Consider the following 15,492-nt stretch of genomic DNA (forward strand, 5'->3'; position numbering starts at 1 on the left):
CTTAGGTACCCATACAAAAAAGAACAAGCCCCCGCTTGATTGTAAGCGGGGACCAGCTTAGAAGCATCGTCCTGATCATTCTGGTTTCTTCTCAAACAACGCCATCCACTCATCCACTTGGATGGAAACGACTTGCTCTCCTTCTTTTTCAACTGCGAAGTAGGCTTGGATTTCTTCATCGGCGCTTGTGATATGCGCGGTTACTTGCTCAACCTGCTCCTCAGTCTCAGTCGTACGTCTGACCCAAGTCGCATACGGGAACGTCTTTTTACGGATGCGCGAATGACTCTCCACCAGTCCCTCTTGCTCTATCCATGCTAACCATTCGGACCGTGAGTAGCTTCGTACATGACTGTGATCTCGAAGTTTTTCCAGCGTATTCACAAATTGATCGAGCTTTTCATCCTCTGCTGCGATATTGTCGATCAGCACAAATTTTCCACCCGGCTTTAGGACACGGGCCACTTCTTTTACAAACGCCTCTGGGTTCGGGAAGTGATGAGCCGCGATTCTGCACCCGACTGCATCAAAGGTTTCACTCAAAAACGGAAGTGCTTCCGCATCCGCAACTACATAAAAGACATTGCTTGCGTGAGATTTCAGATGGTTTCGCGCCGCTGCGAGCATCGGCTGCGTCAAATCGGTCGCAAAGACTTGACCGACATGTGGAGCGATTGCCTTGGTAAGATGACCGCCACCCGTTGCCACATCGAGAAATACCCAATCAGGCGAAGGTTTCAGCCAAGGCTTCAGGAGAGCGAGATCCTCTCCCGTAGCATGCGTCTGGCTATTCACATACTTTTCGGCATTCGCACCGAACTGCTGTCTGACTTCCTCTTTGATCTTTTTGTCATCGCGCATGAGAATCGCCCTCCCCTATTCTTCTATTCTTCGTTCACGATTACTTTCTTCCCTCTCATTTTCATGATCAAGGGAACGGTGATCCAGAGAACCGCAATGATCAGAAACACCAGCGATACTGGCTTTTGAACAAAGATAGAAAAATCACCATTGGACGTCGTCAACGCGCGTCGCAAATTGTTTTCAATCATCGGACCCAAGACCAAGCCAAGAACGAGTGGAGCCATTGGGAAATCGTTTTTCGCCAAAAAGTAACCCACTAGTCCACAGAGGAGCAGCAAGACTAGATCAAATACGGAGACACGGACTGCGTATACACCAAACACGGAAATGGCAACGATCATCGGGATCAAATATTTAGGCGGTGTCTCAATCAGCTTCGCAAACACCTTTACGAGCGGCATATTGAGGATCAAGAGCATCACGTTTCCGATGAACATGCTGGCAATTAAGCCCCAAGCGATGCTCGGATGATCTTCAAACAAGAGCGGACCTGGCTGCACGTTGTACATAATCAATGCACCCATCAATACCGCTGTCGTCCCTGTACCCGGAATCCCCAAGGTCAGCAGTGGAATCATCGCCCCGCCAGATGCTGCATTATTCGCCGACTCTGGAGCCGCTACCCCAGCGATTGCCCCTTTGCCAAATTTTTCAGGCGTTTTACTGATTTTCTTTTCCAACAAATAGGCAAGGAAGGATGCCAGTGTTGCACCAGAACCAGGAACAATACCTTTAAAGAATCCAACCAGCGATCCACGGAGAATCGGTCCGGCACTTTCCTTCAGGTCTTGCTTAGTCGGTAAAATTCGGGAGATTTTGGCGATCTCCCCCTCATTGATATCACGTTCGAGGATCGTCTTGAACACTTCCCCGAGTGCAAATACCCCAACGGCAATCGTCAAGAATTCCAAACCGGAATAAAGCTCTGGCATATCAAAGGTAAAACGCGCCACGCCAGATACATTGTCCAGCCCGATCGTCGCGATCAATAAGCCGAAAACCGTCATCATCAATGCTTTCGTGACGGACTTGCCTGCCAACCCGCTCAGTGCACACAACCCCAAGATCATCAGCGAAAACTCATCTGCTGGACTGAGCTTGAGCGCTACTTCAGAGAGTGGCTCTGCCAAAAATACCAGACCGACAAGCGAGACAAGCCCGGCAAAAAACGAACCAATCGCAGCGATGGAGAGAGCAACTCCCGCTCTTCCCTGCTTGGCCATCGGGTATCCGTCCAGTACAGTAACAACAGAAGATGACTCACCAGGTGTATTCAACAAAATCGAAGTGGTAGAGCCGCCGTACATCGCTCCGTAGTAAACCCCTGCCAGCAAAATAATGGCGCTGGTCGCCGCTGCTTCTGGCGGCAGTCCACTCGTCAACGAAGCTGTCACTGGAATCAACAAGGCCACGCCACTGATTGGCCCAATCCCTGGTAATACCCCGACTACTGTCCCGATCAAGACGCCGACAAACGCAAAGATAATATTTTGCCATTGCAGGGCAGTGGCAAATCCGTCCAGCAAATAATCAATCGCACCCATTTCATCCACCTCCTACAAGCCTAACCATGTTGGTAAACCGGGCAACGTGCCATCGAGAACTTCCACGTACAACAAGTAGACACCGAATGAAAACGCACCGGAAATGATCACGCTATTGAGCCATTTTCCTTTTTGCATCGTCTGGAATCCAACCAAAAGGAAAAGGAAGGTACTGATCACGTAGCCGATTTCCTCTAAAAGCAATACGTAGAATAATGCCGCGACAAGAATGATGAGGAACCGTTTGTAATCGAGCTTTTGCTTCTCTTTCTCGCCCTCTTGCTTGTATTTGAACGTTTCATAAAATAATCGCAGGCTGAGCAGGATCAGAAGACTTCCGAGTCCCATCGGAAAAATGTTTGGTCCGACATTGCTGCCGTAAGCGCTCGCCGAGATGTTTTGACTCCCGACCACAAATGCTACGCCTAACACGAGAAAAGCCAGACTGGCGAAGCGGTCAAATGTTTTGCTCACGTATGTTCCCTCCTGTTCGTACAAGAATCCAGAATGAAGGAGGAGAAGAATCGCTCCTTCTCCATCCCCCATCAAACCTTTTTATTTCGCCATTCCGAGCAAGCCCAAGATTTCCTTGAACATTTTTTCTTGCTCACCCAGGTAGCTCTTGAAGTCTGTGCCGTTTTTGTAGCCATCGTCCCAGCCGTTTGCTTCCAGCTCTGCTTTCCACTCAGGAGTCTCTGTCATCGCTTTCAATTTTTGCTCCCAGTAAGCAACAGCATCTGGCGTCATGTCTTTTGGTCCAAATACACCGCGCCAGTTGATCAGCTCCGTGTCATAACCGGATTCTTTGTACGTCGGGATGTCCTTGAACATACCTTTCAAACGCTCAGGGGATGAAACACCCAAGATTCTTACTTTGCCGGATTTCAAGTATTCACCCGAACCCGATACATCTGTAGCCAGTACGTCAGCATTGCCACCCAAGAGAGATGCGATCGCTTCTCCGCCACCATCGTAAGAAATGTATTTCACAGATTTCGGATCAATTCCCGCTTTTACAGCTGGCATCAAAAAGGTCAAGTGATCAAGCGAGCCAGGAGCAGAACCGCCTGCAACCGTTACTTTGGTTGGATCCGCTTTGATCGCATCCATTAACGATTTCAGATCCTTGTATGGAGAATCGGCTGCTACTACGATCGCGCCGTAATCTTTCGTCAATTGTGCCAACGGAGTCATATCATTGTAGGAATGCGGGCTGTTTCCTTCTTTTTTCACATTGTTGATGACGATTGGTGTAGAGGGAAGCAGGAGCTTATAGTTGTTCTTCTTGTCCTGCGTCACGAAATCAGCCAAGCCAACTGCCTGTCCGCCACCTGGCTTGTTTTCGACGGAGATCGTCTTGTCTACCAGCTTCGTTGCTGACATCACCTTTGCAAGGGAACGCGCTGTTTTATCCAAGCCGCCGCCTGCCCCCGACGGAGCGATAACCGAGATTGGTTTTTCTGGGTAGGTAGAAGCTCCTCCAGTGGATGCCGTCTGCCCACTGCCGCCTCCACAGGCTGCGAGGCTAAGTGCCATTGCCGTAGTGAGGAGTACTCCGGTCCATTTTGTCCATTTGTTTGATTTTTTCATCTTTATAACCCCCTCGATTGATAGCGTTTTCAAATAAGTTAAGGAGATCATAGCATTCGATGAAAACGCTTCCTAGTTTGTTCAGATAATTTGGATAAACACCATATTTATGATTATTTTCATTTTTTTCACGCCAAAAAGACCTGCCGTTTCCGATTAGGGAACGTACAGGCCTTGCCATTGATTCGACTGTAAAAACTGCGTCAGGCGCTGGTCTCCTTTGGCTGTTTTATCCTGCTGTGGCGGTTCGTCCATGCACGAGCACCAAAGGAAAACAACGTGAGTACAAGAACCACACGAAACAGATGAAACGCCGTTACTAAGAGCGGATCGGCTCCTGTCGCCAAGGCAGTCAAGCTCATTTCGGCGAGTCCACCTGGCACCGTAGCCAAAATGGCCGTCACGATATCGGTAGCAGTCACGTAAGAAATGCCGATAGCAATCACGATCACCATAACGAACAAGAACAGGGAATGCATGAGACCGAACAGAAAGAATCGGCGGTTTTTGGCGATGTCCTCTCGTTTGAAGCCAAGACCGATGCTGACCCCGATGAATATTTGCGCCCCTTGGACCAGGATGCTTGGCAACGCAGGACTCTCTCCCACAAGCGATGTATTCATCGAAATCAAAGCGGTCACGAGCAAGGCACCTAGCAAGAACGGAGCGGGTATATAACAGCGTGACGCAATCAATGCTCCAATGACACCAACCACAAGAAGCATGACTGTCTGCCCAATCCCCAGCGTGTGTTCTGTAGTAGCCGTCTGTATGGCAGCATGGGTAGGTAGAAATGTCACAAGATAAGGGGTACAAAGCACGACGCTGATCGCACGGATCGAGTGGAAAATCGTGATGACTTGTTGATTTCCTCCCGCCGTTTGCCCCACCGACACCATTTCCGATAATCCGCCGGGAATATTGCTGAAGATCGCCGTTATTCCGTCTACTCGGCAGACCTTATAAAATATCCAAGCGTTCACCAAACTGATCAAGATGGTCAAAATCGTGGTGATGAGCATCAAACCGATGTGCCCTGTCATCGTCTCGACGATTTCAGGTGTCATTCGCAAACCAAGGGTGATCCCAATCACTGTCAATCCTGCTTGACGAAACCAACGGGGAATCCAAAGATTTTTGACCCCAAGCATATTACAGATAACGGTGGTGACTAGCGCTCCGAGCAGCCAAGGAAGTGGGCTGTGGATGGTAGCAAACAGCCAGCCTCCCAGTGATCCGAGCAGCAATGTAAACAGAATACGTAGCAGCATAAGCGTTCCCTCTCCTACTCTCCGACGTTGTATGAAGCTTCTAGGGTGGGGGTACACCTAGTGTAAAACAATTGTGCTCGCAGCAAAAATACAAAATGGTTATCGTTGGCGATTCCTTGTATGAATAATAAAAAACTGCTGGCTCCCGAGTCGAGAGTTCCCAGCAGTTCCTTTTTCCCAGATTAATCGATGAATGATATCTCACCCTGCTCCATGAAGCGTACAAATGCCTTGACCATTTGCAAGTCCATTGAGTCGGCATGATAAAACATCCAGGTACTTCGCTTGATCGGCTCCCCCTCTGCGCTGGTCAGCTCAATCATGTGCAGATCGTCTTTGCCATTCAGCACGGCTCGTGGAAGGATGGCGTACCCCAAACCGTTTGCTACCATTTCACTGCATGTATCCGCCTTGTCGACCTCCATGCCGATCAGCGGTGGTTGGGAAAATCGTTCGGTCCACCAGTCGTCCACTAACGCCCGCAGCATCGGATCGGTCTCATAGTCGATTCGCGGCAGGCTGGGCAGGTTGTCGATATGAAGGGGTTCCGTGGAAACGACATAGACCGATTCCTCGAACAGCAAGTACTTTTGGTCGGACCAGTTGTAGCTTCCTCGGACGAAGCCTACGTGCACGTCCTGATTATACACGGACTTGTAGACGTCTTTGCTCCATCCGGTCATTACCTTGTACTCGACGTTTGGATAGGCTTCCTTGAACTTTTTCAAGATCATCGGGAGCTTGTACCGTGCAAAATAGTTGGAAACCCCCAATCGGAGCGTACCATTGACCTCGTCTCCCATGTTCAAGACATGCTCTTTGATATTGCGCAGTCTGAGCAGCATTTCATCCGCGCATTTGGCCAAGTACTCGCCTTGCGGAGTGAAATGGACGCCTCTACTCCCCCGTTGCACGATCTGTACGCCAAATTCTTTTTCAATCTGCCGCAGTCGTTTGGTCAGCGTAGGCTGGGACAAATACAAGCTTTCTGCTGTTTTTGTGATGTTTTGTTCCTGGTACAAGGTTTGGAGAATGTACCAATCGCGATATTCCATGGCTATAGTGTCTCCGCATGATTATTTGTCACTTCTTTATTTATCACATTTTTCTCCTTCCGTTTCAAATAGTTTCCAATCACGATCACCAGAAGTGCCAATGCTACCGGCAAAATCATATGCAACGAAGGCATTACCCCTTCTAGGAAGCTGCCAACTGCTTTGTCTCCTACAATCATTTCTCCTGCTGTATATCCAAGCAAAGCCGCCCCTAATAATACGATGATCGGATAACGGTTCATCAGCTTCATCAGCAACTGGCTTCCCCAAATGATGAGTGGAATGCTGATGGTAAGACCGATGATGACCAAAACCAGGTTCCCGTTCGCTGCTCCCGCTACGGCAATGACATTGTCCAGACTCATAATCAGATCGGCAAAAATAATGGTTTTAAGTGCCTCAACAAAACTAGCTCCGCCACCAATGTGACTGTCCTCATCTTCACCCTTTAACAGCTTGACCGCAATCCAGATGAGCAAAAGCCCTCCGACAACTTGGACAAACGGGATTTTCAACAGCCAGATGGCAATGAAGGTAAGAATGATCCGCAATCCGATTGCACCGAAGCTCCCCCAAAAGGTAGCTTTTTTCTGTAGCTCTGGATTCAGGTTCCGACAGGCAAGAGCAATAACGACTGCATTGTCTCCGCTCAGGACCAGGTTGATCATAATGATTTGTAGTAAGCTAAGTAAGTATTCTGTCATGATGTCTCCCTCCAATGTTGCTGATACTGACAATAATAGACCTACCTTTTCGTTAGCGCAGTATTATTTCTATTATTTGCATATATTTTTTTAAAAAGACAGGCTACTTCTTGTATCCATACACAGAATAATCCGCTCGCACTTTTCGAATCGCTAGCCAAACTGGCAATCCTCTCGCTACCCAGCGCAAGGCAGACATAATATTTTGTTCATTTTCAAACTGCTCGACAATGATGACGGTCTTTTCATTGATATACGTCTGTAGCTCCTCCCAGCCCATTGACGAATAGCGGTCATTTCCGTATGTTTTCAGAGCCAAAAAGTCTTCGCGTTTTGGGTCCTTCAGCTGGAGGAGTTGTTGAATGGCTCTCGCGCATTCGGGATGAATGGTATTATTCATGATGTCATGCCTCACTTTGGTACGGGATGACTTTATGTTAAACGATTGCAGCAAGCTTCGCACGCAAATAAAAAAGGCCATCATCACTTTGGTAGGATAACGACCTTTTGTGCTTCTGTTGATTCAGTTTTTCTGCTCTGGTCTTCGTCGTCCGCTGTCTCATGTCAGCAAAAGCGAAAATGCTTCTGTTGAGATCCGGATTTCTTTTGCCTTCACGGGCCAGCTTTTCCCGTTGCTTGCGTGCTGCGCTTTTTGCCATTGTCTTTCACTCCTTTTTTACGGCTCTTATAATGGATACCGTCCTTGGTGTTATCATAGAACGCTTCCTGTGTTGTTGCAACGAAAATAGTAAAATCGCCTACAACTCTTGTCCATTCCTTTTTCTCCCCCCTGAATAGGATAGATTGACAGGAGGTGTTGAGACTCGATGAAAAAGAAAAGAATCACTGCGAGACGCGTGGAAAACCAAGTGTACTCCAATCGGGTTCTGCGCTCTGAATTCGATCGCAACTGGCGTACAGTAATCTCCAGAAGTGGTTACGTTATATATATTGCAACAGCGAATCGGGCAAAAATCACTGTACTGCTTTCAAATGGATCTAGGAAATTGCTCATCTTCAGACAAGGTGGAAGAGTATTGGTTGGCGGTGGGGGTACCAGTCATTATAGCAAACCGCACATTGCAAAGGACTTGTAAGATGTGGGAATCGCCTTGCGCAGCATTGCTTGTGGCAGGCGATTTTCATTGAAGATAGCTTACCTCGTCTTAATGATCACCGTCATTTTTTGCTTCATTTTTGTATCCTGAATCATGCCGATGATCTCCGCTCGTTTCCATACAACAAATTTATGCTCTTGTCCGTTATGCAACTTGATTTTCATTCCGTTTGGGATCACGAACAGCGTATTCCGCTTTTCAACTGCCGCCATATCCTTCAAGTTTATTTCGAGAGGTTGTGCTTGAATATTGAGACTGTGTGGTTGAAAATAAAGTCTTTCACTCGTAATCGTTAACCTCCCACCTACTCCTTCCATTCCTCTGAATAGGTATGCTGCTATATTCTCTAGCACGATCGATTCGTTTCGCCTGAGTTCCATTTCTTCCTTTTCCCCTCCGACATACGATTCCGTTTTTTCTCGAATTGGTAGGCACTTCATATTACCATAATTAGGAATAAAGAAACACAATAGATGGCTTCACCAATCTACTGCGTTTCTTTTCATTAACTATCCCTACCTATTCAAAAAAAGCACTGGAGTATTCAACAACGCCCGAGACTTGAGCCAATGCATTTTCTTGCAGTTCCAAAGCCATAAATACCTCATCCGGTACGTCGAAAGGTGCTTTTATTCCCCAGTGCGAAGCTTTTTGGAAGCCAAACTTTGGGTAATATTCGGAATGCCCGAGAACAACAACAGATTGGTATCCCCGTTCTTTTGCTTTTTGAAGGGCTTCGAGAATTAATTTCTTTCCAATTCCTTTGCTTTGATAAACAGGCAGGACTGACACTGGGGCAAGTGCAAGTGACTCTATGCTCTGATTGTCATTGCGAATGGAGATTTTCGACAAAAGTATATGTCCAACGATTTCTTGATTTTCTTCATCAATCGCAACTAGAGATAAGGCAGGGATGAATGCATCAGATTTTCTGATGCGAGACACCAATTCATGTTCTTTGTGATCGCTGAACTCCGCATTCGCGAATGCACTTTTTACGACCTGTTCCGTAACGGAATAATCATCTACCTGTTCTATTCTGATCCTCATGTTCATCGTTCCCATCTCCTAAATCCATATCGCTTGTGTTGCCCATATGTTATCACATCTATACAGCGAAGCGCCCTGCTCGTATGCCTAGAGACAGGGCGCTTTGTTTGTTTAGGGACACAGATTAATAGGTAAACTTATTGATCAATACTTTCAGCTCTTCCGCCAATGACGACAAGGATTGAGCGGAGGATGAGATCTCTTGCATGGAGGCGAGCTGCTCCTCGGTAGAGGCTGCTACTTCCTCGGCCGTTTCGGCATTGCTTTTCGCAATGGTGACGAGCACATTGGCTGTCGCGGTTACTTCCTGAACAGCAGCCAAGATTTGCTGCGCGATCAAGGAGACCTCTGCGATATGTGGATTGGTCAGTCTGGTGCTTTCCATGATGCCTTCAAACTTGTGAATCGTCTCCTCCGAAACGTTCAAGCCTTCTGCAACATCCAGTCTGACTTTTTCCATGTTGTCGACGGATTGCTTAGTCTCCCGCTGAATCTCTGTGATCAATTCAGAAATTTGCTTGGCCGACAGTTGTGATTGCTCAGCCAACAGGCGCACTTCTGTAGCAACAACCGCAAAGCCTTTGCCATGCTCACCAGCCCGTGCCGCTTCAATCGCAGCATTCAATGCCAGCAAATTCGTCTGCTGGGCAATTCCGCTGATGACATCCGAGATCGTGCCGATTTCTTTCGAACGATCATAGAGCGATTTGGTCATGCGATCCGACTGCTCTACCGATTCATGAATCGACTTCATCTGACTCATGACTTGAGCGACAAAGTTGCCACCTTCTTCTGCCTGAACCGTTGTTTGCTGAGCAGTATCCGACAACACATTGACACTGTCAACAATCCGTGTGACCCCTTCCGAAATGTCATGCAATGAGCGAACATTTTGGTCGATTCCGCTCGTTTGTTGTTCCGCGCTGCCAGCTACTTCCTGAACAGCAGTCGTTACAAGCTCGGTTGCAATGCTCGTCTGCTGCGCACTCGCAGTCAATTGCTCCGAAGACGCTGCTACTTGCTCCGCTCTGGCCTCGACATCGGAAATGAGCGCGCGCAGGTTATCCTGCATCGTGTTAAAAGCATGGCCCAGCTCACCAATTTCGTCGTTTGACCGCACTTTAATCGGGTCAGTTAAAATACCTTGGCTCACTCTGACCGCATGTATCTTCACTTCCTGGATGGACTGGAGAAGGGAACGCAGTACAGCTGCTACAATGAGTCCTCCCAGCACCAAACAGATCGTAATCGTCCAAAACGTTTGCGCGAAAATCGGCTGTGCAGCATCCTCAACCTCAGACAGGTACATCGACCCGGCAATTTTCCAACCAGTAGCCGGATTCGTCACATAGTAAATCTGTTTCGGGATGCTTTGCTCCTCGTAGTTGAATTTACCTGTTTCTGCTTGATACATGTTATCGTAATAACTTTCTTGTGCCAGCGTTCCTGCCTGATTTTCCGGATGGACGACATACTTTTTATTGCTGTCCACTACGATGACATCTCCATCAGAACCGATGCTGACTGAGTTTGCCAGTTGTTTGATCTGTTCAATCCCAACTGTAATGCAGATAACCCCTGCACCATCCTCCGTCGTTCTTGCTACCGCTACTAAAACCTCACCTGATACCGCCGAAATATAGGGCTCTGTCACGACGACAGTCCCTTTGTTTTCCATCGCTCTTTTGTACCAGTCTCTCGTCCGCGGATCAAACCCTGCCTGTACTTCTTGCTTGGGAGCGCGGAAGTACTGTCCGTCAACCGTTCCCAGACTGATACTCGACGCTTCCGCATGCATACCCATATACATCTCCAAATGATGCATGATTTCTTCTTGAACATCCGCTGATTTCACGCTAGGTGTGATATCTTTTGCCAAATAGTCAGCATCCTTCTTCTTGCCCTCAAACGTATTGCTGACGATGAAGTTGACCAAATCGACGTTTTCGTTGGCGCTGTCCATGATCTGTCTTTCAATTTCTTGTTTCGCTTGATGGTAAGCCAAGCTTCCCACGACAAGGGAAGGGACTAGCAGAATCAAGAGAAATGTGATGATAAGTTTGGTTCGATAGCTTCTGAACCAATTCCTAAGGTTAACTTTCACTTCATTTCATCTTCTTTCTAAGTTGTATTTGGATAAACGATTCATGTTGGTGAAGTCCTAATTTTTTATATCGGTAACGAAGGAAACTTAATGAAGTAAAAAATATATAGAACTGTAATAGATATAAAAAAAGCGGGGAGTATACCGCCCCGAGGCCATAGAAAAACCGCCCTGCTTATGTATGATAGACAGGACGGTCGATATTGATTGACTATTTAGTAGCGAAATTTATTAATCATCGCATTTAGCTCTTCTGCCAACGATGACAGAGATTGGGCAGAGGCTGATACCTCTTGCATCGATGCGAGCTGCTCTTCTGTAGAAGCGGCTACTTCCTCTGCGGTCTCAGCATTGCCTTTTGCAATCATCGCCAACTCGTTCGCTGTTACCTTCACTTCCGCAACAGTTGCCACGATTTGTTGAGCGATCGACGAGACCTCCTCGATACGAGGATTTGTTTGTTTCGTGCTTGTCAAAATTTCCTCGAATTTATCAATCGTACCTTTGGAAATCCGCAAGCCTTCCGAAACATCGCGTCTGACTTTCTCCATAGTCTCAACGGATTCTTGCGTATCGCGTTGAATTTCTACGATAAGGTCGGAAATTTGCTTGGCCGATTCCTGCGATTGCTCTGCCAACAATCTTACCTCTGTTGCTACAACCGCAAACCCCTTGCCATACTCGCCAGCCCGCGCCGCTTCGATCGCTGCATTCAGTGCAAGCAGGTTTGTTTGCTGCGAAATTCCACTGATCACTTCGGAGAAGGCAACAATGTCTCTGGAGCGTTCAGAAAGGGAATGGACCATGTGATTGAGCTGTTCCACAGATGCGTGAATCGAGTTCATCTGGCCCATCACCTTCTGAACCGATTCGCCGCCTTCACCAGCGTGAATAGTTGTTTGCTCAGCGATATCCGTCAATCCATGCACACTCTCTACAATTTGCGCTACGCCGTCTGATATATTTTGGAGAGAGTGGACGTTTTGGTCAATTCCATTCGTTTGCTTCTCTACGCTGCCAGCAACTTCTTGCACGGCTGTGGCAACATGCTCAGTGGCGATGCTCGTCTGCTGCGCACTCGCGGTTAATTGCTCAGACGAAGCGGCCACTTGTTCTGCTCTTGTCTCTACATTTGAAATAAGCGTGCGCAGGTTGTCTTGCATCGTATTGAACGCGCGGCCCAGCTCCCCAATCTCGTCATTGGATCGAACCTGGATAGGCTCCGTCAGTATGCCCTCACTCACTTTGACTGCATGTACCTTGACCGCTTGAATCGATCGGATAAGCGAACGCAGAACAACGGTTACGATCAGCCCTCCTACAATCAAGCAAATCGCGATTGTCGCGTACGTAAAGGTAAAGATAGGCTGTACAGAGTTTTGTATCTCCGAACGATCCAGCTTTCCAGCGATTTTCCAGCCAGTCAACTCATTCGTCGTGTAGTGCACTTCTTGTTCGTTACCTTGCTCGTCGTAACGGAAGTCACCTGATGCACCTTCATACATTTTTTCAAAATAGCTCTCTTCAGCCACAGTACCAGACTCTTTTTCAGGATGAACAACGAACTTCTTGTTGCTGTCCAAAATCATGACGTACCCGTCACTTCCGATACTGACCATGTCCGCCAGACCTTTGATCTGCTCGACGCCCATCACAATGCCGACTACACCTGATCCATCATCCGTCGTTTTAGAAATGGTCACGATGACTTTGCCTGATGCTGCTGAAACATACGGCTCGGTAATGACAGCCTTCCCCTTATTTTCCATCGCTTTTTTGTACCATTCTCTCGTTCGCGGATCAAAGCCAGCCTTAACTGTTACCTTCGGGGATTGATAATACTGTCCGTCCACTGTGCCCAAACCTACGCCATTCGTGTCCGGAAGCATTCCACTGTAAATATCCAGATGCGGCATAACGAGCGCTGCACTGTCTTTGGTTGGATACATGCTTTTGTTAATGGTTTTTGCTAAAAACTCAATAGTATCCAGCTTGGGTTTAAACGTACTCGTCACAATCGAATTGACCAGCCCGACATTTTCTTTGGCGCTGTTCAAGATCTCCTTTTCCATCTCCTGCTTCGCCTGATTGGAAGCCAGTGTTCCAACGACAATAGTAGGAACAAGCAGAATTAACAGGAAGGATGCGATTAACCTCGTTTTAAAGCTTCTACTCCAATTTATTAAGCGAACTCTCACTCATTCTCAACTACTTTCTAGGTTGTATTGGGGAAATTTTTTCCATGATATAACCCCAATCTAATATCGGCTAGGAATGAATGAGTATGTAGTGAATTTTTTACGAATAAAGTATTTTTCTGTAAGTCACTTCAACCGCGCTTCATTTTCCCCAAGCGGATGAACTGTTCGTCACGTACACGAAGCTTTTGTGAGACAGACGTATCCATATATGAGTATATACCTGCTCCGGTCTTGGTACCGAGATTGCCTTCTGCTACTCTTTCTTCAATAATGGCGGGTGCTTTTGTCGAAGCATCCAGCTCTGGCGCTAGGTTATCCATCACACGCTTCCACGTATCGAGTCCACCAAAATCCGCCGTCTCAATAGGCCCGACAAAAGCCCAACGATAGCCAATTCCATCCTTCATCACCGTATCGATCTGGGCTGCATCTGCCACACCCTCTGCAAGCAAGTGAAAAGCTTCTCTCATCAAAGCTGTTTGCAGCCGATTGGCGATAAAGCCCGGTACATCCTTTTTCAGCAAAACTGGGGACTTCCCGATCTCTTCCATCAGCTGCATCGTCTTGTGAACCACTTCCTGCGCCGTGCTCTCGTGCCTGACTACCTCGACCAACGGAACCAATTGAGCTGGATTGAAAAAATGTGTAATGATAAAGCGTTGTGGCGTCGTTGCTTTTTCGATCAATCGTGCAATGGAAAACGTAGACGTATTGGAAGCAATAATCGCGTCTGGCCTCGCGTATTGCTCCAGCTTTTCAAACAGCTCCCACTTTAGCTCGATGACTTCTGGTACCGCTTCTGTGATGATTTCTGCATCAGATACTGCCGCTCGCAAATCCGTGGTCAGGACGATATGCTCGAGCGCCGTTACTCTAGACTGGTCTGCAATCACTCCCTCTGCAACCAGAAGAGAAAGGCTGTGCTCAATGCTAGATCTTGCTTTCATCAAAAACGCTTCCTGCAAATCGTAAAGAGAAACACGAAATCCAGCCAATGCGTATAGCTGCGCGATTCCATGTCCCATAACACCTGATCCGATAACAGCCGCATGCTTTTCCATAGAACGAGCCTCCCAGGGGTGAAATAGGTTTACTAACAAAGCTTTCCACGATCAAATACCTAGTTCCTGCTCAGCAAATTACTACTACTTTTACCGAAATTCATCCCTATGGCGCTTGCTGGGGAAGTCAAATTTCTGTACCATTAAACAACATATAAGCATCCAATTATTGGATGGATGTTTCGTATATGGAGGTACACATGAAACTACTGAATAAAATTGTGGTCATCACAGGAGCCAGTCGAGGATTGGGTCTTGAAATGGCAAATGTTCTGGCAAAAGAAGGAGCGATTGTTTGGGCAACCTCTCGATCCGCGCCTCATCCGAACGAGATCGCACACGCTGAACCTGGAAGTGTGACGAATATACAGCTGGACGTGACTGACGAGCAAAGTGTCCTTGCCCTATTTGCGCAAGTACAAAGGTTATACGGACGTCTAGATGTCCTCGTCAACAATGCAGGAGTCGGCGTGTTTAAGCCTGTTGAACAAACAAGCTTAGAAGAATGGGAGAATGTTTTCCGCACCAATGTAACCGGACTCTTTCTTTGCAGCCGTGAAGGATACAAGGTAATGAAAGCTCACGGAGGACGAATCATCAATATCGCGAGTGTCTCCGGATATATTCCCATTGCGGAAAACGGCGTTTATGGTGCTTCGAAATTTGCCGTCCAAGGCTTTTCTCAAATTTGCAATGAAGAATGGAAAAACGACAATGTGAGGGTCTCTACCATTTTTCCCGGCGCCGTTCATACAAACATGACGGAGGACCGGCATTTTTTTGATCCGAGTGCGATGCTCGTACCAAAAGATGTGGCAGATACCGTGTTAGATATCGCCTCCCGTCCCCTACACGTTCGAATCGATGAAGTCAAAATCCTTCCTCCTAAAGGCATTCTCTAGATGACAGATTAATAAGGAGAGTTTACAA

Annotated in this window: 16 protein-coding genes; 2 read left to right on the forward strand and 14 right to left on the reverse strand. The window is 47.3% G+C overall.

The features are described 5' to 3' along the window. Positions 1-75: 75 nt before the first annotated feature. The 9 genes from HPY28_RS20905 to HPY28_RS20945 all read right to left on the reverse strand — a co-directional run bounded on the left by HPY28_RS20905 (position 76) and on the right by HPY28_RS20945 (position 7,687). Entirely contained in the window at positions 76-861 is a 786-nt protein-coding gene (locus tag HPY28_RS20905) for a class I SAM-dependent methyltransferase (RefSeq protein WP_173623199.1), read from the reverse strand. A 23-nt stretch (positions 862-884) separates the two neighbouring features. Then, on the reverse strand, positions 885-2,408 hold the full coding sequence (locus HPY28_RS20910) for a tripartite tricarboxylate transporter permease (protein ID WP_174231315.1): 1,524 nt from the start codon (positions 2,406-2,408) through the stop codon (positions 885-887). Positions 2,409-2,420: 12 nt separating this feature from the next. After that, positions 2,421-2,882, reverse strand: coding sequence for a tripartite tricarboxylate transporter TctB family protein (locus HPY28_RS20915; RefSeq protein ID WP_017247312.1), 462 nt, complete (start codon positions 2,880-2,882; stop codon positions 2,421-2,423). A gap of 81 nt (positions 2,883-2,963) precedes the next feature. Further along, on the reverse strand, positions 2,964-3,998 hold the full coding sequence (locus HPY28_RS20920; protein WP_174231316.1) for a Bug family tripartite tricarboxylate transporter substrate binding protein: 1,035 nt from the start codon (positions 3,996-3,998) through the stop codon (positions 2,964-2,966). A gap of 203 nt (positions 3,999-4,201) precedes the next feature. Continuing rightward, positions 4,202-5,269, reverse strand: a complete 1,068-nt coding sequence (locus tag HPY28_RS20925; RefSeq protein ID WP_017247310.1) for an AbrB family transcriptional regulator — start codon at positions 5,267-5,269, stop codon at positions 4,202-4,204. 182 nt (positions 5,270-5,451) lie between these two features. Continuing rightward, entirely contained in the window at positions 5,452-6,324 is an 873-nt protein-coding gene (locus HPY28_RS20930; RefSeq protein WP_174231317.1) for a LysR family transcriptional regulator, read from the reverse strand. A 2-nt stretch (positions 6,325-6,326) separates the two neighbouring features. Next, a complete protein-coding gene (locus tag HPY28_RS20935) occupies positions 6,327-7,028 on the reverse strand; it encodes a TerC family protein (protein ID WP_017247308.1) in 702 nt (233 codons plus the stop codon). Positions 7,029-7,131: 103 nt separating this feature from the next. Then, the gene (locus HPY28_RS20940) at positions 7,132-7,428 is read right to left on the reverse strand and encodes a hypothetical protein (RefSeq protein ID WP_254613168.1); all 297 of its coding nucleotides are present in this window, start codon (positions 7,426-7,428) and stop codon (positions 7,132-7,134) included. Between the two features lie 37 nt (positions 7,429-7,465). Then, positions 7,466-7,687 (reverse strand): hypothetical protein, encoded by a 222-nt coding sequence (locus HPY28_RS20945; protein ID WP_017247306.1) that lies wholly within the window; start codon positions 7,685-7,687, stop codon positions 7,466-7,468. Between the two features lie 168 nt (positions 7,688-7,855). Here HPY28_RS20945 and HPY28_RS20950 point away from each other — a divergent pair, with 168 nt between their 5' ends. Further along, positions 7,856-8,125, forward strand: coding sequence for a hypothetical protein (locus HPY28_RS20950; protein ID WP_007722283.1), 270 nt, complete (start codon positions 7,856-7,858; stop codon positions 8,123-8,125). Positions 8,126-8,184: 59 nt separating this feature from the next. Here HPY28_RS20950 and HPY28_RS20955 read toward each other — a convergent pair whose 3' ends face one another. From HPY28_RS20955 to HPY28_RS20975, 5 genes are all read right to left on the reverse strand, one after another. Next, complete coding sequence (locus HPY28_RS20955; RefSeq protein ID WP_174231319.1) at positions 8,185-8,526, reverse strand: GRAM domain-containing protein; 342 nt, start codon at positions 8,524-8,526, stop codon at positions 8,185-8,187. 139 nt (positions 8,527-8,665) lie between these two features. Continuing rightward, positions 8,666-9,202, reverse strand: a complete 537-nt coding sequence (locus HPY28_RS20960; RefSeq protein ID WP_173623204.1) for a GNAT family N-acetyltransferase — start codon at positions 9,200-9,202, stop codon at positions 8,666-8,668. Positions 9,203-9,320: 118 nt separating this feature from the next. Then, positions 9,321-11,300, reverse strand: coding sequence for a methyl-accepting chemotaxis protein (locus tag HPY28_RS20965; RefSeq protein ID WP_174231320.1), 1,980 nt, complete (start codon positions 11,298-11,300; stop codon positions 9,321-9,323). Between the two features lie 215 nt (positions 11,301-11,515). Beyond that, positions 11,516-13,498, reverse strand: a complete 1,983-nt coding sequence (locus HPY28_RS20970; protein WP_174231321.1) for a methyl-accepting chemotaxis protein — start codon at positions 13,496-13,498, stop codon at positions 11,516-11,518. 131 nt (positions 13,499-13,629) lie between these two features. After that, positions 13,630-14,562 (reverse strand): 3-hydroxyacyl-CoA dehydrogenase family protein, encoded by a 933-nt coding sequence (locus HPY28_RS20975; protein ID WP_017247300.1) that lies wholly within the window; start codon positions 14,560-14,562, stop codon positions 13,630-13,632. Positions 14,563-14,762: 200 nt separating this feature from the next. Between HPY28_RS20975 and HPY28_RS20980 the strand changes: the two genes are divergently transcribed. Next, positions 14,763-15,464, forward strand: coding sequence for an SDR family oxidoreductase (locus HPY28_RS20980; RefSeq protein WP_017247299.1), 702 nt, complete (start codon positions 14,763-14,765; stop codon positions 15,462-15,464). Positions 15,465-15,492 lie beyond the last annotated feature (28 nt).

It is taken from the genome of Brevibacillus sp. HB1.2, assembly GCF_013332495.1.
GTDB classification, from domain to species: Bacteria; Bacillota; Bacilli; order Brevibacillales; family Brevibacillaceae; genus Brevibacillus; species Brevibacillus porteri.

Bases quoted from the DNA above. Each gene is read 5' to 3' on its own strand.
- HPY28_RS20905 (WP_173623199.1), bottom strand. From the start codon at position 861: ATGCGCGATGACAAAAAGATCAAAGAGGAAGTCAGACAGCAGTTCGGT.
- HPY28_RS20910 (WP_174231315.1), bottom strand. From the start codon at position 2,408: ATGGGTGCGATTGATTATTTGCTGGACGGATTTGCCACTGCCCTGCAA.
- HPY28_RS20920 (WP_174231316.1), bottom strand. From the start codon at position 3,998: ATGAAAAAATCAAACAAATGGACAAAATGGACCGGAGTACTCCTCACT.
- HPY28_RS20925 (WP_017247310.1), bottom strand. From the start codon at position 5,269: ATGCTGCTACGTATTCTGTTTACATTGCTGCTCGGATCACTGGGAGGC.
- HPY28_RS20930 (WP_174231317.1), bottom strand. From the start codon at position 6,324: ATGGAATATCGCGATTGGTACATTCTCCAAACCTTGTACCAGGAACAA.
- HPY28_RS20935 (WP_017247308.1), bottom strand. From the start codon at position 7,028: ATGACAGAATACTTACTTAGCTTACTACAAATCATTATGATCAACCTG.
- HPY28_RS20940 (WP_254613168.1), bottom strand. From the start codon at position 7,428: ATGAATAATACCATTCATCCCGAATGCGCGAGAGCCATTCAACAACTC.
- HPY28_RS20945 (WP_017247306.1), bottom strand. From the start codon at position 7,687: ATGGCAAAAAGCGCAGCACGCAAGCAACGGGAAAAGCTGGCCCGTGAA.
- HPY28_RS20950 (WP_007722283.1), top strand. From the start codon at position 7,856: ATGAAAAAGAAAAGAATCACTGCGAGACGCGTGGAAAACCAAGTGTAC.
- HPY28_RS20955 (WP_174231319.1), bottom strand. From the start codon at position 8,526: ATGGAACTCAGGCGAAACGAATCGATCGTGCTAGAGAATATAGCAGCA.
- HPY28_RS20960 (WP_173623204.1), bottom strand. From the start codon at position 9,202: ATGAACATGAGGATCAGAATAGAACAGGTAGATGATTATTCCGTTACG.
- HPY28_RS20975 (WP_017247300.1), bottom strand. From the start codon at position 14,562: ATGGAAAAGCATGCGGCTGTTATCGGATCAGGTGTTATGGGACATGGA.
- HPY28_RS20980 (WP_017247299.1), top strand. From the start codon at position 14,763: ATGAAACTACTGAATAAAATTGTGGTCATCACAGGAGCCAGTCGAGGA.